Consider the following 25,971-nt stretch of genomic DNA (forward strand, 5'->3'; position numbering starts at 1 on the left):
GGCCGATGGCGTCCCGGAGGCCGGGGTCCATGGCGCCCAGGTCGGGCGGGGCGGACGTGACGCGATGCACGATCGCGGGGATGGAGTCGGCGTCGAACGGGCCGCGGCCGGTGGCGGCGAAGGCGAGGACGCAGCCGAGGGCGAAGACGTCCGCGGCCGGGCCCGCCTCGTCCGCGCGGATCTGCTCGGGCGCCATGTAGGCGAAGGTGCCGACGGCGGCGCCGGTCGCGGTGAGGGTGGAGGCGTCGGCGGCGCGGGCGATGCCGAAGTCGATGATGCGGGGGCCGTCCGGCGACATGATGACGTTGCCGGGCTTGAGGTCCCGGTGCACCAGGCCGCACGCGTGGATCGCCGCCAGGCCCTCCACGAGCCCCCTGCCCAGCGTGCGGACCCCGGCCGGGTCGAGCGGCCCGCCCCGGGCGACCAGGTCCCGCAGTGACGGACCGGGGACGTACGCCGTGACCATCCAGGGTTCGTCCGCCGCGGGGTCGGCGTCCACGACCTGCGCGGTGTAGAAGCCGCCGACCTTGCGGGCCGCGTCGACCTCCCGCGCGAACCGGGCCCGGAACTTGGCGTCCTCGGCGTACTCGGCGCGGATCAGCTTCACCGCGACCTGCCGTCCGCCGGGTGTCGAGCCCAGGAACACCTGGCCCATTCCGCCCTCGCCGAGCCGGCCTTCCAGGCGGTACGAGCCGACCTGCCGGGGGTCTCCCGGCCGCAGCGCCTCCATCTACGACACCCTCCACAGTCGCACTGTCCTATCGCCGCCGGTGGCGCTTCCGGCCGCCACGGTCGTGCCGTCGCCGCTGACCGCCACCGTCGAGACGGTGCCGTCGAGGCCGCTCAGGACGGCGGTGGTGCGGCGGGTGGCGAGGTCCCACACGCGGATCTGCCGGTCCTGGCCGCCGCTGACGAGCCTCTTCCCGTCCGCGCTGAACGCGACCTGGGTGATCCTTCCGGCGTGGCCGGAGAGGGAGGCCGCGATCTTCCGGGACGCCCGGTCCCAGAGCGTGATCTCCGCGCTCTCGCAGGCGGTGGCGACCGTTCTGCCGTCCGGGGCGAACGCGAGCGACGACATGGCCCCCTCCGGGCTGCGGAGCGCGCCGGCGCCGCGGCGGGTCGCCACGTCCCACATCCGCACCTCACCGCGATCCTCGGGGTCGGAGGCGCCGTCGTACGCGGCGGCGACGATCTTCCCGTCCGGGCTGAACCCCACGCAGCGGATGCCCGCCTTGGCGTTGGCGTCGAACCCCGCGACGACCCGGCCGGTCCGGACGTCCCAGAGCCTCACGTCGGGGTTGCCTCCGGCGAGGATCCGCCCGTCCGGGCTGAACGCGACCGAGCTGACGTTGAACGCGTCGACCCGGAAATCGCGGATCCTGCGACCGGTCGCGACGTCCCACACGGTGGCGCTCGCGTTCATGTTCCCGGTCGCGAGCCGCCGCCCGTCCGGGCTGAACGCCACCCCGGCGGCCCCGCCCGCGACCCGCAGCGACCGGTGCTCGGCGCGGCGCCGCACGTCCCAGATGATCGCCCTGTCGTCGATGAGGGAGACGCTGGCGGCGAACCGTCCGTCCGGGCTGAGCGCCACCTCCTCGACCCCCGCCTCATGGCCGCTGAGCGTGGCGTAGGGCGCGAGGGGCGCTGCGGGGGTGGGGACGGCGGCGTTCGCGGCGGGCGATTCCTCGTCGTCGCCCAGGAGCAGGAGGGCGGCGGGGACGGCGGTCATGGCGGCGGCGACCGCGCCCGCCGCGCCGATGACCAGTGCGCGGCGCGGCACCTGGCGGCCGCGCGTGGCCGGGGACGTCGGGGCATCGGCGCCCACCGCCTTGGTCTCGGCCATCGTTCCCCGCAGTTGCGTCGGGGCGTCCGGCGCCGGGACGGCGGGTGCGGCAGGTGTGACGGGTGCGGCAGGTTCCGGCAGCGGGTTCGCGGCGGGGTCGGCGAGGTGCTCCAGGATCACCGATGTCGTCGGCCGGGCCGCCGGTTCCTTGGCGAGGCACGCGGCGAGCAGCGTCCGCAGCCCTTCGTCCACCCCGTCGAGCCGCGGTCCCTCCCGGAGGATGCGGTGCACGATCGCGGGGATCGTCGTCGCGTCGAACGGGCCCCGCCCCGTGGCCGCGAACGTCAGCACGCAGCCCAGCGCGAACACGTCGGACGGCGTCTCCACCCGGTCGCCGAGGACCTGCTCGGGCGACATGAACGCGTACGTCCCGATGACCGCGCCCTCCGACGTCATCGGCGCCGCGTCGGCCGCGCGGGCGATGCCGAAGTCGATGATGCGGGGACCGTCCGGCGACATGATCACGTTGCCGGGCTTCAGGTCGCGGTGCACCAGGCCGTGGTCGTGGATCGCGGCCAGGCCCTCGGCCAGCGCGGCGCCCAGCGCCCGCACCCGGTCAGGCGGGAGGGGCCCGCCGCGCGCCACCTCGTCGCGCAGCGACTCCCCCGGCACGAACGCGGTCGCCATCCAGGGCGTCGCGGCGGCCGGATCGGCGTCGACGACCTGGGCGGTGTGGAAGCCGCCGACCTTGCGCGCGGCCTCCACCTCCCGCGCGAAGCGCTCCCGGAAGCGGGCGTCGGCGGCGTGCTCGGGACGGATCAGCTTCACCGCGACCTGCCGCCCGCCGGGCGACTCGGCCAGGAACACCTGCCCCATGCCGCCCTGGCCGAGGCGTTCGCCGAGCCGGTAGGGGCCGATCGTGCGGGGGTCGTCCGGGCGCAGCGGGGCCATGCATCACCTGTTCGTTTCGGCGGGAGGCGGGGTCAAGGCCGGCGGGACCGCCAGATCCGGGGCGGGAGGACGGCGGCGGCCTCGTCCAGATCGATGGCCGGGTCGCATGATAGCCAGCGGCGCGCGGGTTCAGGCGACATCGACCGCCTTCGCGGCGTCGTCCCACACCCTGCGGGCGAGTTCGGGGTCGCGGGCGACGGGCCGCAGCGGCCGCTGCTTCCGCACGTTGAAGTAGCGGCCCGTCCCTTCGCCGGTCAGCAGGTCCGCCACGGGTTCGGCGGCCGCTTCGGCGGATTTCAGGGTGCGTTTGACCGTTCTCAGGAGCAGCCCCTGGAAGCCGCGGCGCTCGCCGAGCCCGGTCCGCAGGACGCCGGGGTGCACCGCGTCGATCGTCACACCGGCCTCCTTCCACCGCTCGGCGAACAGCGGGACCATCATCAGGTTGGCGAGCTTGGTGTTGGCGTAGGTCTTGGTCGCGCTGAAGTCGTCGCCGGCCGGAGTCCGCTCCGGGTCGACCCGGCCCATGACGTACAGGCCCGCGCTGACCTGCACGACCCGCCGCAGTTGCCGTTCCAGCAGGTGGTTCAGCAGGAACGGCGCGAGGTGGTTGGCGAAGAACGACTCCTCGAAGCCGTCCTCGTTGAGGACGCGGCGGCTGGGCCACAGCGCCGCGTTGTGGACGATCGCGTCGACGGCCGGGGCGACCGCGGCGATCTCCCCGGCGGCGGCCCGGGCCGTCCGCAGGTTCGACAGGTCTCCGACGACGAGGCCCGCGCCGATCTCCCGCGCGACGGCCCGCCCCTCGGCCGCCCGGCGGGCCATGATCGTCACCCGGTGGCCGCGCCGGACGGCCTCCGCCGCCACGGCCCGTCCCACACCGCGGTTGCCACCCGTGACGATCACGTTCAGCGGCTCGTCCATGACACGGCAGCGTACCGACGCGCAGAGGATCCCTCTAGATCGTCTCTAGCGGGATCCGGGGGCGGCCCGCGGCGTGTGGGCGTGGTGCGCCTGCCCGCCGAGGTGTGCTCGTTCGAGGGCTTCGCTGTGCGCGAGCAGGGCGTCGTAGTCCGCGGCCGCTCCCCGCAGGAGGGTCTCGATGGCGCCCTGGGCCTCGGCGTCGCTGAGGTGCTCGCGTCCGAACATCGCCCGGTACTGCACCAGCGACCCGACGATGTCGAGCAGCAGCTCGCGGTCGACGCCGGCGCGCAGGTCACGGCGGGCGGTCGCGCGGTCCAGCGTGCGGCCGACGGCGTGGCGGGCGGGCTCGACGACGGTCGCCAGGTACCGGCGGCGCAGGTCCGGGTCGGGTGCGCATTCGGCGTAGAGCGCGCTGAGGACTTCGGGCCGGATGGTGCGGTAGGCGGCGAGGAACACGTTGAAGCTCTCGCCCATGTCGCACAGCGTGCATCCGCTGTCCGGCGGGGTGGGGACGTCCAGGCGGTCCGCGACCGCGGCCAGCACCAGCGGCGCGCGTCCGGGCCAGCGGCGGTAGATCGCCGGGCGGGAGGTGCCGGCGCGCCGCGCCACCGCTTCGAGGGAGACGCCGGAGTAGCCCTTCTCCTCCTGGATCGCGAGGGTCGCGGCGATCACGGCCTCGTCGATGTGCCGATCGCGGGGCCGGCCGCCAACGCCTTTCGGCTCACCGCTGCCTTTCGGCTCACCGCTCTGCAGGTCCGCCATGGGCTCAGGCTAGCGGTTCCGTTGCGCAACGTAATGCCTTCGACTTATGGTTACGTGACGACATGGAACGATACTGCACCACGATATCGAGGAGCACAGGTGCCCGACACATCCGCCGCCGAGCGCCCCGCCGAGCGCGCCACCAAGAAGGAGTGGGCGGGGCTCGTCCTGCTGGTCCTGCCGATGCTGACGCTCTCGACCGATCTGACCGTGCTGTTCTTCGCGATGCCCACGCTCAGCGCGGACCTGGACACGAGCGCGTCCCAGGCGTTGTGGATCGTGCACGTCTACGGGTTCGTCATCGCGGGGTCCCTGGTCACCATGGGACGCCTGGGGGACCGCGTCGGTCCCCGGCGGCTGCTGCTGAGCGGCGCCGCCGCGTTCGCCGCCGTCTCGACGCTGGCGGCGTTCTCGGTCAACGCCGAGATGCTCATCGTGGCCCGCGCCCTGCTCGGCGCCGCCGGCGCCACGCTGATGCCCTCGCTGTTCTCCCTGCTGCGGACCATGTTCCGCGACGACACCCAGCGCCGCCTGGCCATCGCGATCATGTTCAGCGCCTTCTCCGTCGGCGGGGCGGTCGGCCCGCTGGTGGGCGGCGCGCTGCTGGAGCTCTTCTGGTGGGGATCGATCTTCCTGATCAACGTCCCGCCCATGGCGCTGCTCGTCCTGGCGGGAACCGCGCTGGTGCCCGAACGCGCCGAACGGAACACCGCCCCGCTCGACCTGACCAGCGTGGCCCTGTCCGTGGCCGGGATGCTCGCCGTGGTCTACGGCCTCCAGGAACTCGCCGCCGGGCAGGAGACCGGTACCGGGTCGGCCTGGCCCGAGCTGGGCATCGCCGCGGCCGGGGGTCTCGTGCTGGCCCTCTTCGTCCGCCGCCAGCGCCGCATACGCGACCCGCTCTTCGACCTCACGCTGCTCGCCAACCGCCGCATCGCGGTCTCGCTCGTGACGCTGCTCCTCGTGGGGGCCGGGGTGGTCGGCATGTTCTACCTGTTCACCCAGTACCTCCAGTGGGTGGCCGGGCTCTCCCCACTCGAGGCGGGGCTGTGCACGCTCCCCTACATCGTGGTCAACATCGCCGGAACGATGCTCGCGGCGCCACTGGCCGAACGCATGCGCCCGGCCGTCGTGGTCGCGCTCGGGCTCACCGTCGCCGCCCTCGGGGCCGTGCTCCTCGCGGCGGTCACCGGCCCCGGCGCCCCGCTGCCGCTGCTGGTGACCGCGATCTCCGTGGTCGGCCTGGGGCAGGGAGCAGCGATGGCCCTGGTCAGCGACCTGATCATCTCCAGCGCCCCGGCCGAGCAGACCGGCTCGGCGGCCGCGGCGCAGGAGGTCGGCGGAGAACTCGGCACCGCCCTCGGGATCGCCGCCGGCGGGGCCGTCGGCATGCTGGTCTACCGCGCCTCGCTGGACGGCTCGATGCCCGCCGGGACGTCCGAGGCCGCCGCGAGCACCGCCCTGTCGAGCGTCCACGACGGAGTCTCCACGGCGGACGCGGCCGGCTCGGACGGCCAAGCCCTCCTCGGCGCGGTGCACGGTGCCGTCGCCGACGGGCTCCAGGTCTTCGCCGCGGCGGGCGCGGTGCCCATCGCGCTGGCCGCGCTCCTGGTCACCCTCGTCCTCGCCCGCCGTGCCCGTCCCCCGCAGGAGAACGACGCCACCCGCTCCGGTGGCGACCAGGCCGTCGACGCCCGGCCGGAGCGCGTCACAGGCGGAACAAGCTGAAGTGGTACGACTCCATCTCGCGGCGCCTGAGAGTCCCCACCGCCCGCAGCATGAGCCGGTAGGTGCGGGAGAGGCCGCGGCGGACGGGTTCCCTTCCCCGGTGCCCGGCAAGGCTCGTCCGCCCGCGGCCTCATCCCGGGCTCACACCTGGGCTCGCGCGGCCGTCCGCTCGGAATCCAGGGACTGCGTGCGGCGGGCGTCCCGCGCGTAGTGCGCGGCGACGGCGAGCGTGGCGGCCAGGAAGACCACCTGCATCCCGGTCCTCGGAACGAGCCGGTCGTCCCACGGGAGGTCCGTCCCGTTGAGGGCCAGGTGTACGTTCGCCGGGAACATCCCGACCAGCATCAGGCCGAGCCCGCCCGCGGCCCACGGCGCGGCGGGCCTCCAGAGCAGCGCCGCCGCGCCGGCCAGCTCCAGCACGCCGGTCACGGTGACCAGGAACTCCGGTGCGGGCAGCGCGGGCGGAACCATGTCGATCAGCTCCTGGCGCATGCCGACGAAGTGCGCGATCCCCGTCACCGTGAACATCAGGGCGAGCCCGCCGCGCAGCGCCACCGGCCACGGCCGCAGCCGCGGGACGCCCGCACGGCCCGCCACCAGCCCGGCCAGCGTGCCGCCGACCAGGAACATCAAAGGTGCCATGTCGTCCCCCTAACTAGTCACTGTCAAGATACGGTCCGGCGCTCATCTTGTCAATGACTAGATTCGGAGGCGGGGGGACGGGCCGGGCCCGAACCGGGAGGGGCCCGGCCCCGTCTTCGGCACCCGCCTCAGCAGGTGCCGAGCATCGTGGAGAGGGCGCTCTTCTCGGCGTCGTCGACGGTGAGGTCGTAGTACCACTTCACCTGGATCCAGGCGCGGGCGTAGGTGCAGCGGAACGCGCTCCGCGGCGGCTGCCACTCGGCGGGGTCCTGGTCACTCTTGGACTGGTTGACGTTGTCGGTGACGGCCCACAGCTCGGGCCCGCCGAGGTCGTTGGCGAAGGCCTCGCGGCGGGAGGTCGTCCAGTTCCAGGCGCCGGACGCCCACGCCTCGGAGAGCGGCACCATGTGGTCGATGTCCAGGTCGGACGCGGCGGTCCAGGTGGCGCCGTCGAAGGGCGAGTACCAGGACCCGGACGTCGGGTAGCAGGAGGAGTCGGTGCCGACGTTCGTCCCGTCCCGCTTGAGGACGGTCTCGCGGGTGTTGCACGCGCCGGAGATTGTGATCCAGTGCGGGAACAGGTCGCGGTCGTAGGTGTCGCCGTGCGACTCGGCGGCCACGGTCAGCTCGCCCAGCCGGGCCGCGGCCGTGGCCGCGTCCGGGATGTTGGGCGGGGTCGCGGACGCGGGAGCCGACGGCAGGCCGACCAGCGCCGCGGACAGTACGGCGGGGAGCAGGAAAAGGAGGGGACGTCGCAGTCGCATCGGGGGGAGCCCTTCCGCAGCCGTTTCCGGCCAGGGCGGGGGCGCCCCGAGGGGGATCGGGAACGGCGGCACTGCGACGGTGACATTTGCGGCAAATACCGTTAAATGTCACGCATTGCTCAGGCGCGCCCCCGGCCTTGGTCGGAAGCTGCCGTACGCCGCCCGCCGCACACCGCCTGACCTGCGACGACACCGCGGGCGATCGGGCCGGCGCGGTGGATGAAGACTCCCTGAACACCCTGGAACGGCCGGGAAGGCCCACGTGAAGAACACGACCGGCCCCGGCGGAACGCATGAGGAGAGCAGCCGGACCGGCCCGGCGGTGGAGAAGAGCGGGAACTGCGACTACTGCCCCAAGCCCTTCCGGCCTGCCAGGACGTCACTTGCCGCCGGACGGGTACTGCGCGGCGCGGCGTACCGCCTGAGCCGGCTCCAGCACCCGCGCGCCCGCGGTCGCTCAGGCCACGGACTTGGCGTGCACGATCAGCAGCCTGGCGACCTCGTCGGGCTTCTCCAGCGCCACCGAGTGGCCCGCGGCCCGGACCGTCTCGTCCCGGCCGCCGGCCGCCTCGGCGATGTTGCGGCCGGAGATCGGCTGCGGGTAGGCGTGGTCCTCCTCCCCCGCGATCGCCAGGACCGGTACCCGGCACCCGGCGAGTTCCTCGACGAGGCGGCCGCGGTTGATGACCTGCCACGCACAGTCACGGATCGTCGGCTTCAGCGCCGCCATCGACGTCCGCCACCGCTCGATCAGCGGACCGCCCGCGGCCAGGCTCGCGTCGCCGAACATGATGTGGAGGAGTGTGTCGATCGCCCGGGCCGCCCCGCCCTCCTCCCCGAGACTCTCGACGAGCGGTCCGAACTCGGCGAGCTTGTACTCCTCCTCGCATGAGGAGCCGAGCGTGGTCACCGTGCGAACCAGTTCGGGATGGCGTGCGGCCAGGCGGAGCGTGACGAACCCGCCCATCGAGTTGCCCACGGCGTGCACCGGGCCGACGCCGAGCGCACGGATCAGCGCGGCGCCGTCCTCGGTCAGCGCGTCCATCGACAACTCGTCGATCGAGGCGGCGGGGGAACTGGCGCCCTGACCGCGGTGGTCGAAGGCGATGGTGCGGTAGCCCGCGCCGGTGAGTATCCGCGTCAGGGGCGCGAACATCGCGCTGTCGAAGAAAAGGGAATGGCTGAGCAGGAAGACCTCGCCGTCGGCGGGACCGTTGTCGTCGTAGGCGAGCCGGGCACCGTTGGCCTCGATGTACTGCATGTGGATCAACTCCGATCGCACTGGGGCGGTGGAATCACCCTCGGCCTTGTCGCCAAGGTGCCGCCATGTGCCGCGACGTTAGTAATGTGACGGGGAGCAGGTCTTACGGCTCCGCGCAACCAGCTGACGACAGCGCGCAAGGTTCGGTGCCGGGAGGTAAGCGATGGGCTCGCCGGAATACGTCACAGCTGAAGCGGACACCGATGCCGTCCCGCGCACGAGTCGCGTCACGTTCTGGCGAGACCACGTAACCCAGAACCACGGGCGCCTGGAGTTCGGTTTCCGGGATGCCGATCGATTCACCGGCGGCACCCGCGTACAGCGCCAGGGGGACCTGCAACTCGTCGACTTCTGGTCGGCGGCGATCGCATACGAGCGCCTGCCTGGTGGATACGACGCCGACGGTCACGACGGTCTGCGGATCCTGCTTCCGACGTCCGGCTCGATCAACGTCGTAGGCCGCGACGGCCATAGCCGGATCGGGCCCGGGACCGCCGCCGCGGTCTCGATGCGGCTGGGCTTCCGGCTCGAACAGGACGAGTACGCGCGCGCCCTGATCCTGTCCTGTCCTGTTCGGCTCTGGGCGGCGCCCGTCTCGTCGGGCCTGGTCCGGTGGGAGCTCGGCCACGGCGCGGGCGCGGTCTTCCGCACGATGCTACGGGAAGCCTCCTCCCAGGCGTTGACGCTGGACCGGTCGTCGTTCGCGTCCATCGTGGAGTCCGCAGTCGGGCTGCTGTCTCGCGGGGCGGCGAGCACGGAGGACGACGTACTCCTCCAGGCTCGCGCGGTCGCCCGCCAGTACTGCGACGACGCCGGCTTCGGCCCGAGCGAGCTGGCCCGGCGCCTGGGCTGGTCACTGCGTTCGGTCCAGTACGGGCTGCGACGCGCCTCGACCAGCCCCGCCTCCGTCATCCGGGAGATCCGCCTCGAACGAGCGGCGAGCAGACTGCGGCACCCCGACTGGGCGGCGCGCACCGTCAGCTCGGTCGCACACGCCTCGGGATTCGGGTCGCTCAGTGCCTTCAACGCGGCATTCCGCGCACGTTACGGCCGAACCCCGGTCGAATACCGGGGCAGGGCTGTTTCAAGGTCGCTGACGGGTGACGTTCGTGCTGGTCATGCGGAAATGCCGAGGCGGTCGAGCGGAGCGTGAAGGGGTCGTAGGACTTCTCTGGGCGGGCGGCGGCGATGTCGGCCGGTCGGTTGCTCCGCGACCTCGTCCACGCCCGACCGGCCGAAACCCGATAATTCGTGCGGAGGCTGCGCGCCCGACAGCTCGCCACCGGACGCCGATGTTCCCGCTGCTAAAGGGCAAGCTCCCCGCGCTTCACGCGCTCCAGCAGCCCGGCGAACGCGTCCCGCCCGAACGCCAGCCGCTCCCCGTCCGGATCCTTGGAATCCCGCACCCACACCCGATCCGCCAACTCCGCCAACTCCACACACGCATCGTCGTTGCCGCCGCCACTACGAGAACTCTTACGCCAGTCGATCATTCGTACGTCCTCAACATCTGTTCCATCAGGGTCTGCGAATCGGTCCAAGGCAGGGCGAGTGCCCCGATCTGATCAAAACGTACTTCGAGAAGGGCAGACTCGTCACCAGCTTCGATCAACCGACCGGCAACCTGCGCAACGGCGTAGGAGACGCCCCGACCGTTGATGGCCATCACTTGGAAGTGACCGTCATGCCCTGGGTGCCAGCCCGAAGCACGAGGAACGACCCGGACGCAGATCCGGTCCGTCGCCGCAAGCTCGATGAGGTAGCGCAACTGCTCCGCCATCACCTCACGACCACCCACGACGTTTTCGAGCACTTCCTGATCGATGAGGATCCAAAGGTAAGGCGGCTGCTCGCGCCGCAATACCTTCTGACGCTTCATACGGGCCTTGGCCTCCACTTCGACCTCGTCAGTGCGACCGGCCGCCTTCAGAAGCGCCTCCGCGTACCCCTTCGTCTGCGCCAGCGCTGGCACGGTCTTGCCGTGGTACATCTTGAGGACGTCTGCGGCTTCCTCGTACTGGATGTACTGCTTGAACCAGTCCGGGTCGTGCCCACTGCAGGCAAACGTGTGCAGCCGCTCGAAGTGACCACCGGTGTCCCATGCCTGGTCAAGCCGCCTCATGTATGTATCGCGCGGCCTGAGCCGCCCGGCTTCCCAGTTCGATACGGTCGCCCGCGTCACGTGGACGATCATGGCGGTCTGGGCAAGCGAGAGACCTCGCTGCGTGCGGTAAAACCACAGGTCAAAGGCTAGCCAGGCCCATAGCGAGGACGCCGGGTCGATCGACTCTCGAACACTCATTGCCTCCCCCAGGTGTATCACACCACCTCGAAATCACTTCAGGTTAAAATGCGGGCACCCAGAGTGAGGGCATAATCCGCAAACTGAGGATGGCCCTCAATGAATGATCTTGATCTTTTCACACCGGCGCCCGGCATACCCGAGGTGCGCCTGACCCTGCTCGCTGTGCCGTCGACCGTCGCACTGGCTCGCGAACTCGTCCGCTATGCCCTGACCAACTGGGGCTTCGACCGCGAAGTGATCAGCGACTCGGCCCTCGTCATGAGTGAGATCGTCACCAACGCCGTCGCGGCGGCCCGCGATCAGCAGATCCGCCTCCGCTGCGCCCTGAACGAAGGCGCACCGCTCCTGGAATGCTGGGACCCGTCCCCCGAACTCCCCACCAGGTGCCCTGAGTACCTCATGGCCGAGAACGGCCGTGGCCTCGCTCTCATCTCCGCCTACGCGAAAGAAGCAGGCACCCGCCCCTCTTCCACCGGCGAAGGCAAAATCGTCTGGGCCCAGATGCCCGCCTGACACCTCAGACCCGAACCCGCCCTGGCAACAGGGCCTCCGCCGACTCAGGAGAAGCGGGCTCGGGCTGCGGAGATCACCGTCTTGCCGTCCAATGATGCCTCGGCGAGCGTTGCCTCGCCGTCCTTCCAGGTCTCCACGTGGAGTTCGTCGCCGGGGAAGACGGGGGCGGCGAAGCGTCCCTCAAGCTCCACCAGGTCGGCCGGGTGGGCACCCTGCGACTTGGCCAGTGGGAGCGTTAGCGCGGCCAGGGTGCACAGGCCGTGCATGATGGGGCGCGGCATTCCGGCGGTCTTCGCCGCTTCCGGGTCTATGTGCAGGTGGTGGCGGTCGCCCAGGAGGCGGTAGAGGGCGGCCTGGTTCGGGGACGTCTGGAGGGTCAGCGTCCCGTCGGGTTCCGCTTCCGGACGGCGGCGGGCGGACGGGCCTCGGTCGCCGCCGAAGCCGCCGCTGCCCGGAGCGAACAGGGACCAGGTGGCCTCGAAGTACGGGCTCTCCACGGCGACCTCGAAGACGGCCGCGGAACCCTTGTCCCACACTTCGGCGACGTGGGCGGTCATCTCCACCGAGCCCGACCGAGGCAGGGGTTCCCGGACGCGGAGGCGTTGCGAGCCGTGGACGGCCGTCGTGATGTCGAAGGCACCCGCGGAGCCCAGCGCGTCCGGTGCCCACTGGGCGAGGGTCAGCGCGAACGTCGGGAGGACGCGGAGTCTCTCCTCGAAGACCAGGTCGAGGTCGGAGGCGCTCGCCCCTACGGCGAGGGCGTAGAGGATGGGTTGCGTGTCGTCGTGGGAGACGGTCTTGGTGCCGAGGCTGCGGCCGCGCCACTCGCTCATCCAGATGCCCCCAGGATCAGGCCGCTGGTCGGGACGCCCGTCCCGGCCGTGACGAGCACGTTGTGGATGTCGCCCGGCTGGTTCACCGACGTCCCCCGGACGAGGCGGACCCCCTCCGCAATGCCGTTCATGCCGTGGATGTAGGCCTCGCCGAGCTGGCCGCCGTGGGTGTTGCACGGGAGCCGGCCGCCGAGTTCCAGGTTGCCGTCCGCGACGAAGTCCTTGCCTTCGCCCCTGCCGCAGAAGCCCAGTTCCTCAAGCTGCGGCAGCACCAGCGGCGTGAAGTGGTCGTACAGGATCGCGGCCTGGACGTCGGACGGGGTGAGGCGGGATTGCGCGTAGAGCTGCCGTCCCACCAGGCCCATCTCCGGGATGCCGGTGATCTCGGAGCGGTAGTAGCTCGTCATCATGTGCTGGTCGTTGCCGGACCCCTGCGCGGCGCCCCAGATCAGGGCGGGGCGGTGCGGGAGGTCGCGGGCGCGGTCGGCGGAGACGATGACGAGGGCCTGTCCGCCGTCGCTCTCCTGGCAGCAGTCGAGCAACCGGAGCGGCTCGGCGATCCAGCGGGACGCCTGGTGGTCCGCCAGGGTGATCGGACGGTCGTAGAACCACGCGGCGGGGTTCTTCGCGGCGTGCGCCCGGTCCACGACGGCGACGCGGCCGAAGTCCTCGCTGGTCGCGCCGTACTCGTACATGTAGCGCCGGGCGAACATGGCCACCCACTGGGCGGGGGTCGACAGGCCGAACGGGTTCATCCACGCGTACGCGGCGCTGTCGGCGCTGACGTCCATCGGGCGGTCCGCCTGGCCGAGGCCGTAGCGGGTGCCGGAGCGCTCGTTGAACGCGCGGTAGCAGACGACGGCGTCGGCGACGCCGGTCGCGACGGCCATCGCGGCCTGCTGGACGGTGCCGCAGGCCGCGCCGCCGCCGTACCCGACGCGGGAGAAGAACCTCAGCTCGCCGATGCCGAGGTTGCGGGCGATGTGGATCTCGGAGCTGGTGTCGGCGGTGAACGTCACCATGCCGTCCACGTCGGACGGCTGGAGCCCGGCGTCGGTGATGGCGGCGAGCACCGCCTCGCAGGCCAGTTGCAGCTCGCTGCGGCCGGACTCCTTGGAGAACTCGGTGGCGCCGATCCCCGCGATGGCGGCTGCCCCGGGCAGCACGCTCATGACCCACTCCCTTGCTGGCCGACCGGCAGTTGGACGACGACGGTGCCGGTCACGTGCGGGCCGATCTCGTTGACGCCGCGCACCGCGATCTCGACGCGGCGGTCGTCGTGCTTGGCCTTGACGGTGCCGGTGAGGACCATGGTGTCGCCCGGGTAGTTGGGCGCGCCGAGCCTGATCTTGATGGCCTTCACCACGACGGCGGGCCCCGCCCATCCGGTGACGTACCGGTCGACGAGCCCGTTGGTGGTCAGGATGTTCATGAAGACGTCCTTGGAGCCGCGCTCGACGGCGAGCGACGGGTCGTGGTGGACGTCCTGGTAGTCGCGGCTCGCCAGCGCGGTCGCGACGATCATCGTGCGGGTCAGCGGGATGCTGAGCTCGGGGAGCTCCTCCCCCACCGCCACGTCCTCGAAGCGCTTCACCCCGTGGTTGCTCATAGGGCGGCTCCGAGAAGGTCCAGGTCGAAGGACGCGCCGCCGAGCGTGCCGGAGATCTGCTTGCCCCACAGGAAGTGGCGGTGCACCGGGTAGTCGACGTCCACGCCGATGCCACCGTGCAGGTGCTGGACGCGGTGGACGACGTTCAGCCCGCCCTCGTCCGCCCACCATTTGGCGACCAGCACGGCCTGGTCGGCGTCCTCGCCCGCCTTGATCAGCGAGACCGCGTGCCACAGGCAGACGCGGAGCGCGTCGATCTCGATGTAGCAGTCGGCGAGCTGGTGCTGCACGGCCTGGAACGCGGCGAGCGGGCGCCCGAACTGCTCGCGCCCGGTGAGGTGGTCGGCGGCCTGCCGCAGCGCGCCCTCGGTGACGCCGACCTGGACGGCGGCGAGCGCGACGCGGGCGAGCCGGAGCGCGGTCGCCAGGGCCCCGTCCCCGAGGGCTTGGGCGGGTGCACCATCGAGGGTCAGGTGCCCTGCCCTGTCGTGGGTGGTTGTGTCAGCGCTTTCCCAGGACGTCCCGGCGGCGGACGTGCCGACAAGGTAGAGCCCGGGGCCGTCCTCCGACCGGGCGGCGACCAGGACCTGCGACGCGCCGGACGGGGTCGGGACGACGGCCTTCGTGCCGGTCAGCAGCCAGCCGTCACCGTCGCGGACGGCGGTGCAGTGCGGCTCGGCGGGGTCGGCAGCGGGGACGAACTCCTCCAGCGCGACGGTCAGCCGCTCCGAGCCGTCCGCGAGCGCGGGCAGCATCTCGCGCTGCGCAAGGGTGCCTTGCTCGGCGATGGTCAGCGCCGCGACGACCGCGGGCCAGATCGGGACGGGCGCGACGGCACGGCCCTGTTCTTCGAGCAGGACGGCCAGCCCTTCGACGCCGAGGCCGGCGCCGCCCGCGTCCTCGGGCAGCGCGACGCCGAGCAGGCCCGCGTCCGCCAGCGCGTCCCACAGGGTGTGATCGAGGCCGGTCTCGGACTGCTCCGCGGCCTTGATCCGCTCCTGCGTGGCGTGGTCACCGAAGATCTGCCGCGCCAGGTCCCGGACGGCTTCCAGCTCTTCGCCCAGCGTGAAGTCCATCACTGCTCCTTCGCGTCGGCCGGGCGGAACGCCGGCAGGGACAGGTCGGGGTCCGGGTCGACCCAGTCGAGGACGACGGGCATGCCGATCTCGACGTCCGCGGGCTCGATCCCCGTCATGTTGGCGATCAGCCGGGTGCCCTCGGCCAGCTCGATCACGGCGACGACCAGCGGGTAGTCGAACGCCGGGTGGCGCGGGTGGTGGTTGACCACGTAGCTGTAGACGTGGCCGCGGCCCTGCGCCTCGACGGTGTCCCAGCCGAACGAGCCGCACTGCGGGCAGCACGGGCCGGGCGGGTGCCGCAGCGACTTGCAGTCGGCGCAGCGCTGGATGACGAGGCGGTGCTCGCGGGCGGCCTCGAACCAGAACGCGTTGTCCGGGTTGACCGCGGGCCGCGGGCGCAGCGCCTTCGACCTCACCTCCTCGGCGGCCGGCTGCTCGGCGGCCTTGTCCGGGGGGCGGAAGCGCAGCAGCCGCCACCCCTGCGTCGCGACGACCTCGCCGGACGCGTCGCGGTAGGTCCGCAGGGTGGAGATGAAGCGCCCGGTGCCGAGCGCCGTCTTCTTCTCCGGGGAGATCGCCCGCACGACCTCCTCGACGCTGACGCGGTCGCCCGGCACCAGTTCCCGGACGAACTCGAACTCCGAGTCGGTCGCGACGACGGAGGTGTACCCGCCTTCGGCGAGCAGCGCCGTCAGCTCGTCGGAGCCCGCCGGCCGCGGATCGCGGCGGACGGACGCCGCGTAGCCGCGCATCGTCCACGCCTGCACCATCGACGCGGGCGCAACGACGCCGTCGCGGCCGGTCTCCCGGGCGGCGTCCTCGTCGAGGTAGACCGGGTTGCCGTCCTCCATGGCCTCGACCCAGTGCCGGATCATGGGGACGTTCACCGGATCCTGCCCGAAGCGCCGGGTCAGCAGCTCCCTGCCGACCCACGCCTGCAGCCTGGCCTCGTACGCGTCGTTCATGAGCGCCTCGACCGCGGCAGTCCGAGCCCCTGGACGGCGACCATGTCGCGCAGCACCTCGTTGACGCCGCCGCCGAACGTGTTCACGATGCCCTGCCGGGAGAGTTGCTCGATCTGGCCGTGCAGGACGGCGCCCGGCGACTCGGGACGGATCCGCCCGGCCGCGCCGAGGACCCCGGTCAGGGTGCGCTGGACGAAGATGTGCGTCTCGGTCCCGTAGGACTTGGCGGCGCCGGCCTGCGCGCCGGTCAGCGTCCCCGCCTCCACGGCCATGGTCATCTTCCAGTTCATCAGCCGCATCGCCTCCAGCCTGGCGTGCGTGCGGGCGAGGTCGGCGCGCACCCACGGCAGGTCGATGACGCCGTTGTCGCGGGCCCAGTCCCGCACGTCCTCCCACAGCCGGATCATCCGGCCGCCGAGCGCGGCGAGGCCGATGCGCTCGTGGTTGAGCTGGTTGGTGATCAGGTTCCAGCCGCCGTCGACGTCCCCCACGACCGCGGACTCGGGAACCCGGACGGCGTTGTAGTACGTCGACGTCACGACCATCCCGCCGACCGTGGGGATCGGGCTCCAGGAGAACCCGTCGGCGTCGGTCGGCACGATGAGGATCGAGATGCCCTTGTGCTTGGGCGCGTCCGGGTTCGTGCGGGCGGCGAGCCAGATGTGGTCGGCGGTATTGGCGCCGCTGGTGAAGACCTTGCTTCCGTCGACGACGAACGCGTCGCCGTCCCGGACGGCCCTGGTCCGCAGCGACGCGAGGTCGGTGCCCGCGTCGGGCTCGGTGTAGCCGATCGCGAACACGATGTCGCCGGACAGGATGCCCGGCAGGAACCGCCGCTTCTGCTCGTCCGTCCCGAAGCGCATCAGCGTCGGCCCGACCGTGTTGACGGTGACGAACGGGAACGGCAGCCCGGCCCGCTGCACCTCGTCGAAGAACACGAACTGCTCGGCGATCGACCTGCCCTGCCCGCCGTACTCCTCCGGCCAGCCGTAGCCGAGCCAGCCGTCGTTGCCGAGCATCTTGACGATCTCGCGGAACCGCTCGCCGCCGACGCCCTGCTCACCGGCGCGGCGCCGGACGTCCGCGGGCAGCAGGCCCGCGAAGTACGCCCTCAGTTCCGCGCGCAGCTCGCGATGCGCGTCGGACTCACGCAGATCCATACGTGCCTTCCTTCTCCGGGCCTTCTCTCACGCCTTCTCCGGGTCTTGGTCAGGGCAGGAAACGGAGCCGGCCGGCGGCGGCGAACTCCTCGCGGAGCGCGTCCTTGTCGGCCTCGGTCATCAGGACGTACTCGGGTCCCTCCCGGGTCGCCCACCGGTACACGGGGTCGCCGGTACGCCAGCCTTCGAGCTGCATCTCCTTCTTCCTGAGCTTGCCCGACCCGGTCGTCGGCAGCGCGTGCGAGACGCGCACGAACCGCGGCGCGCCCTTGGTGCCGAGGTCGTCCTGGGCGGCGAGGAACCCGGGAAGGTCCAGGTCGGTGAACTCGATGCCGTCGGGGACCTCGATCGCCGCCATCACCTGGTCGCCGGAGCGCGGGTCGGGGACGCCGAACACGACCGCGTCCACGATCTTGGGGTGGCGGCGGACGACGTTCTGGGTGAGCAGCGCGGAGATGTTCTCCGAGTCCACCCGGATCCAGTCGCCGGACCGCCCGCCGAAGTACAGGAACCCGTCGCGGTCGACGTAGCCGAGGTCGCCCGTCCAGTACCAGCCGTGGCGGACGCGCTCGGCGTCGGCCTCGGGGTTGTCGTAGTAGCCCTCGAACTTCGCGGCGCCGTGCACGTCGACGATCTCCCCGACGGCGGCCTCGGCGTTGGTGACGCGGCCGTGCTCGTCCAGGACCGCGGGGGCGCACGTCTCACGCGTCTCCGGGTGGACGATCCGGACGCCGGCGTGGGCGGGCCGGCCGAACGCGGTCGGCGGCGTCTCCGGGTCCCGCTTGATCATCCCGGAGCTCTCGCTGGAACCGTAGCCCTCGACCAGTCTCGCGCCGAAGCGGCGCAGGAACTCGGCCTTGTCCTCGGGGGACGCCTCCGTCCCGAACCCGTGCGTGAGCGTGTTGTCGGCGTCGTCGGGCCGCTCGGGAGTCCCGAGGACGTAGCCGATCGCCTTGCCGACGTAGGTGAAGAACGTCGCGCCGTAGAACCGGACGTCCGGCAGGAACCCGGACGCGGAGAACTTCGGCGTCAGCACGACGGTCGCGCCGGCGGCGAGCGCCGGGGCCCACAGCGCCATCAGCGCGTTGCCGTGGAACAGCGGCATCGGGCAGTAGCAGACGTCCTCGCGCTTGATGTCGTACTTGGCGCAGTTGCTGCGGCCCAGCTCGGCGAGCCTGCCCTGCGAGCAGCGCGCGGCCTTCGACTTCCCTGTCGTCCCGGACGTGAACAGCAGCAGCATCTGCGTCGCCGGGGTGACCGACGCGTCCGCCTCCGGCTCGCGGGCGTGGCCCTCGACCCGCGCCGGGTAGCCGTCATCGTCGATCAGGATGAACCGGTCGCGGGGGACGCCGATGTCGAGGCCGTCGAGCAGTTCCAGCCCGGCGCGGTCGGTGACGAGGAGCTGGAGGTCGGTGTGGCGGACCTCCTGCTCCAGGTAGGAGCCGGTCCGGGTCGGGTTGATGCCCACGACCGTCGCGCCGCTCAGCGCCGCGGCCCCCAGCCACAGCACGTACTCCGGGACGTTCTCCAGCAGCACACCGATGTGGAACGGGCCGTCCCGGCGCAGCTCGCCCGCCAGTGAGGCCCGCGCCGCGCTCTCCCGGACGACCTCGTCCCACGTCCAGGTCCGCTCGCGGCTCCGCAGACCCGGACGGTCGTCGCCCAGCCGCGCGAGCAGCAGGCCGGCGATCGTCTCGTTCCGCACGGGCTCATCGACCACGGGTGCTCCCCCAGGCCGGCTCGGTGGACAGGACGCAGTGGGTGCCGCCGTAGATCGCGGTCATGCACTTGTTGCAGTGGATGCACAGCGACTCGGTCGCGGGCTCGGCCTGGATCCGGTTGATCAGGTCGGGCTCGCGCAGCAGGGCGCGGGCCATCGCGACGAACTCGAAGCCCTCCGCCATGGCGGTGTCCATGCCGGCTTTGTCGGTGACCCCGCCGAGCAGGATCATCGGCAGCTTCACCGCGGCGCGGATCTGGCGGGCGTCCCTGAGCAGGTAGAGGTCCTCATAGGGGTAGGACTTCAGGAAGTGCCTGCCGACGAGCTTGATCCCGAGCTTGGTCGGCTGCTTCATCACGGAGGCGAACTCCTGCAGCGGCGCGTCGCCCTTGAACAGGTACATCGGGTTGAGCAGGGAGCTTCCGGCGGTCATCTGGAGGGCGTCGACCGAGCCGTCGGCCTCCAGCCACCGCGCGACCCGGATGGCCTCGTCCACCCAGAAGCCGCCGGGGACGCCGTCGTCCATGTTGAGCTTCGCGGTGATCGCGATGCTGTCGCCGACGGCGTCGCGGACGGCGCGGCCGATGTCGCGCGCCAGCCGGGCGCGGTTCTCCAGCGAGCCGCCGTACTCGTCCTTGCGGTGGTTGACCTTGGGGCTGAGGAACGAGCTCGTCAGGTAGTTGTGCCCCATGTGGATCTCGATCGAGTCGAAACCCGCCTCGACCGCCATCTTCCCGGCCTGGCCGTGCTGCTCGACGATGCGCGCCAGGTCCGCGTGCGTGGCGGCGCGGGCGACGGTCTGCGTGGTCAGGTGGAAGTGGCGGCTGGGCGCGAGCGCGGGGAGCTTGTTGCTCTTGGGGTTGGCGACCGGCCCGGCGTGCCCGATCTGCGCCTGGACGGCCGCCCCCTCGGCGTGCACGGCGTCGGTCAGCCTGCGCAGGCCGGGCATCGCCTCGTCCCGCCAGTAGATCTGCCTGCGGTCGGTGCGCCCCTCCGGCGCCACCGCGCAGTACGCCACGGTCGTCATCCCGGCGCCGCCGCGCGCGTGCCGGACGTGGAAGTCGATCAGCGCGTCGGTGACCTGGCCGTCCTTGGTCAGGCCCTCGTACGTCGCGGCCTTGATGACGCGGTTCCGCAACGTGACGGGCCCAAGCCTCGCGGGAGCGAACACGTCGGCCTTCGGGTCGTTCATGAGAGGTCCTCCATCGGGACTAGACGTTAAATCAGCGGGACGCCCGGACGTTTCCGGGCATCCCGCTGACCGGGAGCGTCGACCTGCCGCCGCTACGCCTTGTCGCGCAGCGCCGCGGTGATCTGGTCGGCCTGGGCCTGTTGTTCGACGAGTTGGCGCAGGAGCCATAGGCGCAGGACGCGGGTTATCGCTGCGGCCAGGTAGAGGGCCGCGCCGAGGACGGTCACCGCCAAGAAACCGACGGCGAGGGTCTGCAGGGAGCCCACGTCGCGCATGTCGTCCTGCGTGAGCGAGATGTTGTAGGCGACGAAGACGCCGACGACGCCGGCGACCATCGCGACGGCCCCGGCGATGCGGAACGCGCCGTCGAAGCGGGACTGGTCCGTCTTGAGCTTCTGCCGCGCCACGTCGTCCTTGAACTGCCGGCGCCGTTCCTCAGTGAGCATTTCGGGTCAACCTCCCAGGTAGTCGCTTGACAGCCGGTCTTCGATCTCGGCGGGCGGCCCGGCCGCCGCCACGCGCCCGTGCAGCATCAGCGCGGCGGTGTCGGCGATCGGCAGGACGGCGCGGGCGAACTGCTCCGCGACCAGCACCGAAAGGCCGCCCTCCACCAGTTCGGCGACCGTCTCGTACATCCGGCTGACGATCATGGGCGCGAGGCCCATGGACAGCTCGTCGAGCAGCAGCACCGCCGGATCGGTGCCGAGCGCCCGCGAGAGCGCGAGCATCTGCTGCTCGCCGCCGGACAGGGATCCGGCGAGCTGGCGGCGGCGCTCCCCGAGGATCGGGAACCGGGCGTACGCCTTCTCCTCCACGTCCTCCAGCCGGGCGCCGGTCCCGGTGGCGGCCCACAGGTTCTCCCGCACCGTGAGGTTGGCGAAGATCCCGCGGCCCTCCGGGATGGAGCACACGCCGAGGCGCGCCGCGTCCTGCGCGGAGATGCCGTTCACCGTGCGTCCGGCGAACCGCAGCTCGCCCGCGGTCACCGGGTGCAGGCCGGCGCACACCCGCATGGTCGTCGACTTGCCGCCGCCGTTCGGGCCGAGCAGCGCCAGCAGCGAGCCCGGCCGCAGCGCCAGGTCGACGCCGTGCAGCACCTCGATCGCGCCGTAGCCCGCTCGGACGCCGGCCAGCTCGATCAGCGGCACGTCCTCCTCGGGGGCCGGACCGTCCTTCACGGGACGCGGCTTCGGAACCACCTCACGCCGTGTTTCCCGATCGCCTCCGCGCCTTGCGGCACGCCCTTCTCTCGTCGCAGGCTCCTCAGCCCAGGGCGTGCCGCGCTCCGGCTCACTCATGTGCGGCCTCCTCGGTGCCGATGTAGGCGGCGATGACCTCCGGGGACTCCTTGATCTCCGCCGGTGTTCCGGACGCGATCAGCGCCCCGTAGTCGAGGACGTGGATCGTGGAGCACAGCTTCATGACGAGCGGCAGATCGTGCTCGACCAGGCAGATCGCGAGGCCCTCGGCGGCCAGGCCGGTGAGCATCTCGGCGAACGCCTCCGTCTCGCGGTCGGTCTGGCCGGACGCGGGCTCGTCCAGCAGGAGGACGCGCGGTGAGGTCAACAGCGCACGCGCCACCTCCACGACGCGGGCCCGCCCGATGGGGATGTCGGACACGTCGCGGTCGGCGATGCCGGTGAGCCCGGTCCGCTCCAGGACCTTGTCGGTCTCCTCGTCCAGGTCGATGCGCTTGCGGGTGTTGCTCCGCAGGATGTCGCCCGCGACGCGGACGTTGTCGCGCACCGACAGGGACAGGAAGAGCTCCAGCCGCTGGAACGTCCGCGCCATGCCGCGCCGCGCACGCCTGGCCGGGGACAGCCCGGTGATGTCGTCTCCGTCCAGGAACACCTGGCCGGACGCGGGTTTCTGCAAGCCGGTGATGGTGTTGAACATCGTGGTCTTGCCTGCGCCGTTCGGGCCGATCAGCCCGGTGATACGCCCCTCGTCCATGGTGACGCCGACATCGTTCACGGCGGTGTTGCCACCGAACCGGACGGTGACGCCCCGGGTTTCGAGGAGTGTTCTCCCTTCAGACACGGGCCTCTCCCTTCTCCAGGGCGGTGAGGGGCAGGCCGAGCTCGCGGTCGAGGCGGGCCCGCAGCTCGTCGGTGTAGGGCTCGTCCACGCCGACCAGTTCCAGCGGGGCCGGACGGTCGCGCCCCTCCCCGCCCCTCTCGGCGATGTACACGCGCCCGAAGACGGGCAGGAGCATCACCACGGCCATGGCGATGAGCGCGAACGTCCAGGTTCCGATCACGCCGGTCAGCGCGAGGACGTACAGGGCCGCGCCGAACGCCCCGGCCCCGTACAGGACGGGCCGGGCGCCGCGGATCCGCCGGTAGCCCTCGATGACGTCGTGGACGAAGCCGCTCGGGTTCCGCCCGACGCCCATCCCGACCAGCGCCGTTCCGACCAGGACGAGGTGGCCGAGCGCGTCGTAGATGCCGGACATGCCCTCGTTCGACAGAGCGAGGTCGCTGAACGTCCCCACCAGCACGGCCGCGCCCACACCCGCCATCAGCCCGCCGAGCAGGGCGCCGCTGATGTAGCCGATGCCCGCCACCACGACCAGCATCAGCAGCGACAGGCTGCCGACGAAGGCGAAGTTCTCCTGCGCGACGGTGCCGTGCGCGGCCGACATCAGCACGCCGCCGAGCCCCGCGATCGCCGCGGAGATCATGAAGACGCTCAGCTTCAGCCGGACGAGGTTCTGCCCGAGCATCGCCGTCGCCGCCGGGCTGTCCTTCATCGCCGCGAGCCGCCGCCCGTACCCGCTGTTGCGGAGCGCGGCGATCCCGACCGCGATCAGCGCGAACAGCACCGTCGCGGTCATCAGGAACGTCGTCCCGTCCCGCAGGTCGAGGGGGCCGGCCTTCAGCGGCGGGACGACGATCGAGCCGTCCGGGAACAGCGTGAACGTGAACCCGAACAGTTCGTGCTCGGTGGTGTCGCGCAGCACCATGTTCGACAGGAACTCGCCGAACGCCAGCGTCGCCAGCGCCAGGTACAGGCCGCGCAGCCGCAGCGCGGGCAGCGCGACGAGCCCGCCGACCAGCGCCGCCACCGCGACGCCCAGCAGCAAGCCCCGCACGCTCATGTACGAGGACAGGCCCGTGCCCTCCACTCCGGCGTGGAACGCCACGACGGTCGCGACCGCGCCGAACGCCAGCGGCGCGAGGTTCAGCTCGCCCGCGTAGCCGGTCAGCACGGTCAGCGACAGCGCGATGATCGCGAAGCTCATGCCGAGCGCGAACGTGCCGACGCCGCCGTCCGACAGCAGCAGGCTGTACAGGTACACGACCGCGACCAGCACGGCGCCCCACACCGCCGCCGCCTTGACGGTCGGCACCCGGTACCGCTCGCGGGTCCGGATCGCGGCCCCGCGCAGCCGGTCCTGGGGCAGCACCACCAGCACCACGAACAGCAGGATCATCGGCAGCGAGACGCGCAGGTTGCCGGTGAACGTGCCCGCCGACGGCAGGTAGGCCAGCACGTAGTTCGCGGCGAGGCCGAGCACGATCGCGCCGGCGAAGGTACGGGGGATGCTGCGCAGCCGGCCGAACATCGCCGCGGCGAACGCGTCGATCACCAGCAGCGTCAGCATGTTCGCGTCCAGCGCGCCGCCGCTGATCGGCACGATCAGGACCCCGGCCAGGACGGCCAGCGTCGAGCCGATCGCCCACGACAGCATCGCCGCCCGCTCGGGGTCGTGGCCGTTGAGCCGCAGCAGGTCGGGGTCGTCGACCGAGCCGCGCATCACGACGCCGGTCCGGCTGCGGATGAACAGGACCCGCAGCCCGGCGGCGATCGCGACCGCGGCGGCGAGGCAGACGATCTCGTGGTACCGGACCACGACGCCGCCCACCGTGATCTTCGCGCCCGAACCGAAGAACATGTCCACGGTGTGGGCCTCGTCCGGGTTCCAGATCCACTGCGCCAGGTACACGGTGCCGAGCAGCACCGCCACCGTCACGATGATCTTCGTGACGTCGGCGGTGCCCCGCAGCCCGCGCATGATGCCCGCGTGCAGCGCGGCGCCCATCGCGGGCCCGGCGAGCCCGACCACGATGACCAGCGCGAGCCACACCGGCCAGCTCCACTGCACGGTGAAGTGCCAGTACAGGAACGCGCCGAACATCGCCTGCGCGCCGTGGGCGAAGTTGAAGATGCCCGAGGTGTTGTACGTCAGTACGAGCCCCGAGGCCGCGATGAAGTACACCGATCCCAGGACCAGGCCCAGGATGGTGTAGGTCAGGAACGTCGTCATTGGTTCACCGTCTTAGGGTCGGCGCCTCCAGCGGTCCGGTCAGGACGTCCGGGGCTTGATGACGTCGTCGGTCAGGAACTTCGTCGAGACGCGGTCGTCGTTCAGCTTCGTCCCCCAGTTCGCCTCGTCGATCTCGACGACGAACTCGGGGCCGCACTGGAACTCGCCGGTGTTCTTCGGGTGGATCTGCTCGTACTCGTTCTTGGTGAGCTTGACCATGAGCCCGCACGACGCCGGCTTGTTGTTGCCGGGGTCGGTCGGCGCGTGCAGGCCGCCGCCCGTCCACTCGTGCACCTTCGACAGCTCGTTGATCACGCACTGCCGGGTCAGGTCCGAGCCGCACTTCTGGGCGGACTGCGCCCACAGCAGGAACGCCGAAGCCGCCTGCATGCCGAGCAGCGCGACCTTGCCGTCCTTGGCGGAGACGAGGTCCACGTACTGCTTGACCGCCGGGACCTCGCCGGCGTTCTCCAGCGGCTGGAAGATCATGCCGATGTGCAGGCCGTCGCCGGCGCCCGAGCCGTTCCACTTGGAGACCATCTCGCCGTACCAGGTCGCCTCGAAGACGTACTTGGGCGTGGCGCCGGCCCGTTCGACCGACTCCAGCAGGCTGAACTGGCCGGGGTCGGGCGAGTCGGACGACCACAGGTACTTCGCGCCGCAGTCCTTGATCTTCTCGGCGAACGGCATGTAGCTGCTCTCGCCTTTGTCGTTCAGCCGGACGCCGCAGTCCATCGGCTCCATCCCGACCTCCTTCATCGCGCCGGTGATCTTGTTGGTGCCGGCGCTGACGGCGGGGGACGTGGACAGCAGGACGTCCGTCTTCTCCTTGAAGTCGGGGAAGAGCTGCTCGGCGATGCGGAGGCCGGCGATGTTCATCATGTCCACCGGGTACGGGACGGCCTCGTACTTCATCGGGCCCATCGCGGCGTTCGGCCCGACCGTGAAGCCGGCGACCGTCGGCAGCTTGCACGCCACCCGGTGCTGCTCGGCGGCCTCGTCCATCGCGTAGCCCTGCCCGACGAGCATGAAGTCCTGCTTGCAGGACTCCTGCATCACCTTCGCGGACTGGCTGTAGGCGGCGTCGTACTGGTTGCCCTTGATCGTGCGCCCGTTGATGCCGCCCTGGTCGTTGCACCACTCGATCATGGCGCCGACGGCGTCGCCCATCTCCTTGGACAGCCCGGGGGCGGACGGGAAGCCGCGGTCGTCACCGAAACCGATCGTGATCTGGTCGTCGGTGACGCCCTGCTCGGTCGCGCCCTTCGCGTCGCCCGGCCCGCAGGGGGACGGGAGCGTGCCGAAGGTCTTGCTCGCGGAGGCGCCGCCGCCGTCCGAGCCGGTCCCGCCGGACAGGCCGTCGCCGCCGGAGCGGTCGCTGGCACAGGACGCGGTCACCAGCGTGACCGCCAGGGCGCCCGCCGCGAGGCGCCCGATCTTCTCGGCCTTCATCCGGTACTCCTTTCACCTGCCGCGGCACGCGGCGAGTGGGGGTGGGTGGTGGCAGGCGGGG

At 71.6% G+C, this 25,971-nt stretch carries 25 protein-coding genes; 3 read left to right on the top strand and 22 right to left on the bottom strand.

Features of this window, described 5'->3' with window-relative positions:
- The 4 genes from E1281_RS17200 to E1281_RS17220 form a co-directional block, all read right to left on the bottom strand.
- A partial coding sequence (locus E1281_RS17200) for a serine/threonine-protein kinase (RefSeq protein WP_131879366.1) occupies positions 1-730 on the bottom strand: 730 nt, incomplete at its 3' end.
- Positions 731-2,734 carry a serine/threonine-protein kinase gene (locus E1281_RS17205; RefSeq protein WP_131879368.1) on the bottom strand — a complete coding sequence of 668 codons (2,004 nt, stop codon included), beginning with the start codon at positions 2,732-2,734 and terminating at the stop codon, positions 731-733. It abuts the gene before it with no gap.
- Positions 2,735-2,863: 129 nt separating this feature from the next.
- A complete protein-coding gene (locus E1281_RS17215) occupies positions 2,864-3,655 on the bottom strand; it encodes an SDR family NAD(P)-dependent oxidoreductase (RefSeq protein WP_131879370.1) in 792 nt (263 codons plus the stop codon).
- A 45-nt stretch (positions 3,656-3,700) separates the two neighbouring features.
- Positions 3,701-4,417, bottom strand: coding sequence for a TetR/AcrR family transcriptional regulator (locus E1281_RS17220; RefSeq protein ID WP_131879372.1), 717 nt, complete (start codon positions 4,415-4,417; stop codon positions 3,701-3,703).
- A gap of 99 nt (positions 4,418-4,516) precedes the next feature.
- Here E1281_RS17220 and E1281_RS17225 point away from each other — a divergent pair, with 99 nt between their 5' ends.
- Entirely contained in the window at positions 4,517-6,145 is a 1,629-nt protein-coding gene (locus tag E1281_RS17225) for an MFS transporter (RefSeq protein ID WP_207943323.1), read from the top strand.
- A gap of 141 nt (positions 6,146-6,286) precedes the next feature.
- On the opposite strand, the gene E1281_RS17230 is transcribed toward E1281_RS17225, so the two are convergent.
- The 3 genes from E1281_RS17230 to E1281_RS17240 all read right to left on the bottom strand — a co-directional run bounded on the left by E1281_RS17230 (position 6,287) and on the right by E1281_RS17240 (position 8,812).
- Positions 6,287-6,787 (bottom strand): DoxX family membrane protein, encoded by a 501-nt coding sequence (locus E1281_RS17230; protein WP_131879376.1) that lies wholly within the window; start codon positions 6,785-6,787, stop codon positions 6,287-6,289.
- Between the two features lie 128 nt (positions 6,788-6,915).
- Entirely contained in the window at positions 6,916-7,551 is a 636-nt protein-coding gene (locus E1281_RS17235; protein WP_131879377.1) for an HNH endonuclease family protein, read from the bottom strand.
- A gap of 457 nt (positions 7,552-8,008) precedes the next feature.
- Positions 8,009-8,812 carry an alpha/beta hydrolase gene (locus E1281_RS17240; protein WP_131879379.1) on the bottom strand — a complete coding sequence of 268 codons (804 nt, stop codon included), beginning with the start codon at positions 8,810-8,812 and terminating at the stop codon, positions 8,009-8,011.
- A 163-nt stretch (positions 8,813-8,975) separates the two neighbouring features.
- Between E1281_RS17240 and E1281_RS17245 the strand changes: the two genes are divergently transcribed.
- Entirely contained in the window at positions 8,976-9,965 is a 990-nt protein-coding gene (locus E1281_RS17245; protein WP_131879381.1) for an AraC family transcriptional regulator, read from the top strand.
- Positions 9,966-10,116: 151 nt separating this feature from the next.
- Here E1281_RS17245 and E1281_RS17250 read toward each other — a convergent pair whose 3' ends face one another.
- Both E1281_RS17250 and E1281_RS17255 read right to left on the bottom strand, forming a co-directional pair.
- A complete protein-coding gene (locus tag E1281_RS17250) occupies positions 10,117-10,305 on the bottom strand; it encodes a DUF397 domain-containing protein (RefSeq protein ID WP_131879383.1) in 189 nt (62 codons plus the stop codon).
- Positions 10,302-11,114 (bottom strand): helix-turn-helix transcriptional regulator, encoded by an 813-nt coding sequence (locus tag E1281_RS17255; RefSeq protein ID WP_131879385.1) that lies wholly within the window; start codon positions 11,112-11,114, stop codon positions 10,302-10,304. Before E1281_RS17255 ends, E1281_RS17250 begins: the two co-directional genes overlap by 4 nt.
- Before the next feature lie 99 nt (positions 11,115-11,213).
- Between E1281_RS17255 and E1281_RS17260 the strand changes: the two genes are divergently transcribed.
- A complete protein-coding gene (locus tag E1281_RS17260; RefSeq protein WP_131879387.1) occupies positions 11,214-11,630 on the top strand; it encodes an ATP-binding protein in 417 nt (138 codons plus the stop codon).
- A 44-nt stretch (positions 11,631-11,674) separates the two neighbouring features.
- On the opposite strand, the gene E1281_RS17265 is transcribed toward E1281_RS17260, so the two are convergent.
- The 13 genes from E1281_RS17265 to E1281_RS17325 form a co-directional block, all read right to left on the bottom strand.
- Positions 11,675-12,463, bottom strand: a complete 789-nt coding sequence (locus E1281_RS17265; protein WP_131879389.1) for a MaoC/PaaZ C-terminal domain-containing protein — start codon at positions 12,461-12,463, stop codon at positions 11,675-11,677.
- Positions 12,460-13,635, bottom strand: a complete 1,176-nt coding sequence (locus tag E1281_RS17270) for a lipid-transfer protein (RefSeq protein WP_131879391.1) — start codon at positions 13,633-13,635, stop codon at positions 12,460-12,462. The genes E1281_RS17265 and E1281_RS17270 overlap by 4 nt, the downstream gene beginning before the upstream one ends.
- Entirely contained in the window at positions 13,632-14,072 is a 441-nt protein-coding gene (locus tag E1281_RS17275; protein ID WP_131879393.1) for a MaoC family dehydratase, read from the bottom strand. Before E1281_RS17275 ends, E1281_RS17270 begins: the two co-directional genes overlap by 4 nt.
- The gene (locus E1281_RS17280) at positions 14,069-15,148 is read right to left on the bottom strand and encodes an acyl-CoA dehydrogenase family protein (protein ID WP_131879395.1); all 1,080 of its coding nucleotides are present in this window, start codon (positions 15,146-15,148) and stop codon (positions 14,069-14,071) included. The genes E1281_RS17275 and E1281_RS17280 overlap by 4 nt, the downstream gene beginning before the upstream one ends.
- Positions 15,148-16,116 carry a MaoC family dehydratase N-terminal domain-containing protein gene (locus E1281_RS17285; protein ID WP_131879397.1) on the bottom strand — a complete coding sequence of 323 codons (969 nt, stop codon included), beginning with the start codon at positions 16,114-16,116 and terminating at the stop codon, positions 15,148-15,150. The genes E1281_RS17280 and E1281_RS17285 overlap by 1 nt, the downstream gene beginning before the upstream one ends.
- Positions 16,113-17,276, bottom strand: a complete 1,164-nt coding sequence (locus E1281_RS17290; RefSeq protein WP_131879399.1) for an acyl-CoA dehydrogenase family protein — start codon at positions 17,274-17,276, stop codon at positions 16,113-16,115. The genes E1281_RS17285 and E1281_RS17290 overlap by 4 nt, the downstream gene beginning before the upstream one ends.
- A gap of 49 nt (positions 17,277-17,325) precedes the next feature.
- Positions 17,326-18,996 carry an AMP-binding protein gene (locus E1281_RS17295; protein WP_243717049.1) on the bottom strand — a complete coding sequence of 557 codons (1,671 nt, stop codon included), beginning with the start codon at positions 18,994-18,996 and terminating at the stop codon, positions 17,326-17,328.
- The gene (locus tag E1281_RS17300; protein WP_131879401.1) at positions 18,986-20,188 is read right to left on the bottom strand and encodes an NADH:flavin oxidoreductase; all 1,203 of its coding nucleotides are present in this window, start codon (positions 20,186-20,188) and stop codon (positions 18,986-18,988) included. Before E1281_RS17300 ends, E1281_RS17295 begins: the two co-directional genes overlap by 11 nt.
- A gap of 92 nt (positions 20,189-20,280) precedes the next feature.
- A complete protein-coding gene (locus E1281_RS17305; RefSeq protein WP_131879403.1) occupies positions 20,281-20,634 on the bottom strand; it encodes a hypothetical protein in 354 nt (117 codons plus the stop codon).
- A 6-nt stretch (positions 20,635-20,640) separates the two neighbouring features.
- On the bottom strand, positions 20,641-21,366 hold the full coding sequence (locus E1281_RS17310) for an ABC transporter ATP-binding protein (protein WP_243717051.1): 726 nt from the start codon (positions 21,364-21,366) through the stop codon (positions 20,641-20,643).
- A 112-nt stretch (positions 21,367-21,478) separates the two neighbouring features.
- Entirely contained in the window at positions 21,479-22,228 is a 750-nt protein-coding gene (locus E1281_RS17315; protein ID WP_131879407.1) for an ABC transporter ATP-binding protein, read from the bottom strand.
- Positions 22,221-24,458, bottom strand: a complete 2,238-nt coding sequence (locus E1281_RS17320) for an ABC transporter permease (protein WP_131879409.1) — start codon at positions 24,456-24,458, stop codon at positions 22,221-22,223. The genes E1281_RS17315 and E1281_RS17320 overlap by 8 nt, the downstream gene beginning before the upstream one ends.
- 39 nt (positions 24,459-24,497) lie before the next feature.
- Positions 24,498-25,910: an ABC transporter substrate-binding protein gene (locus E1281_RS17325; protein ID WP_131879411.1), complete on the bottom strand. Its 1,413-nt coding sequence runs from the start codon at positions 25,908-25,910 to the stop codon at positions 24,498-24,500.
- Positions 25,911-25,971 lie beyond the last annotated feature (61 nt).

The organism is Actinomadura sp. KC345 (assembly GCF_004348515.1).
Classification (GTDB): domain Bacteria; phylum Actinomycetota; class Actinomycetes; order Streptosporangiales; family Streptosporangiaceae; genus Spirillospora.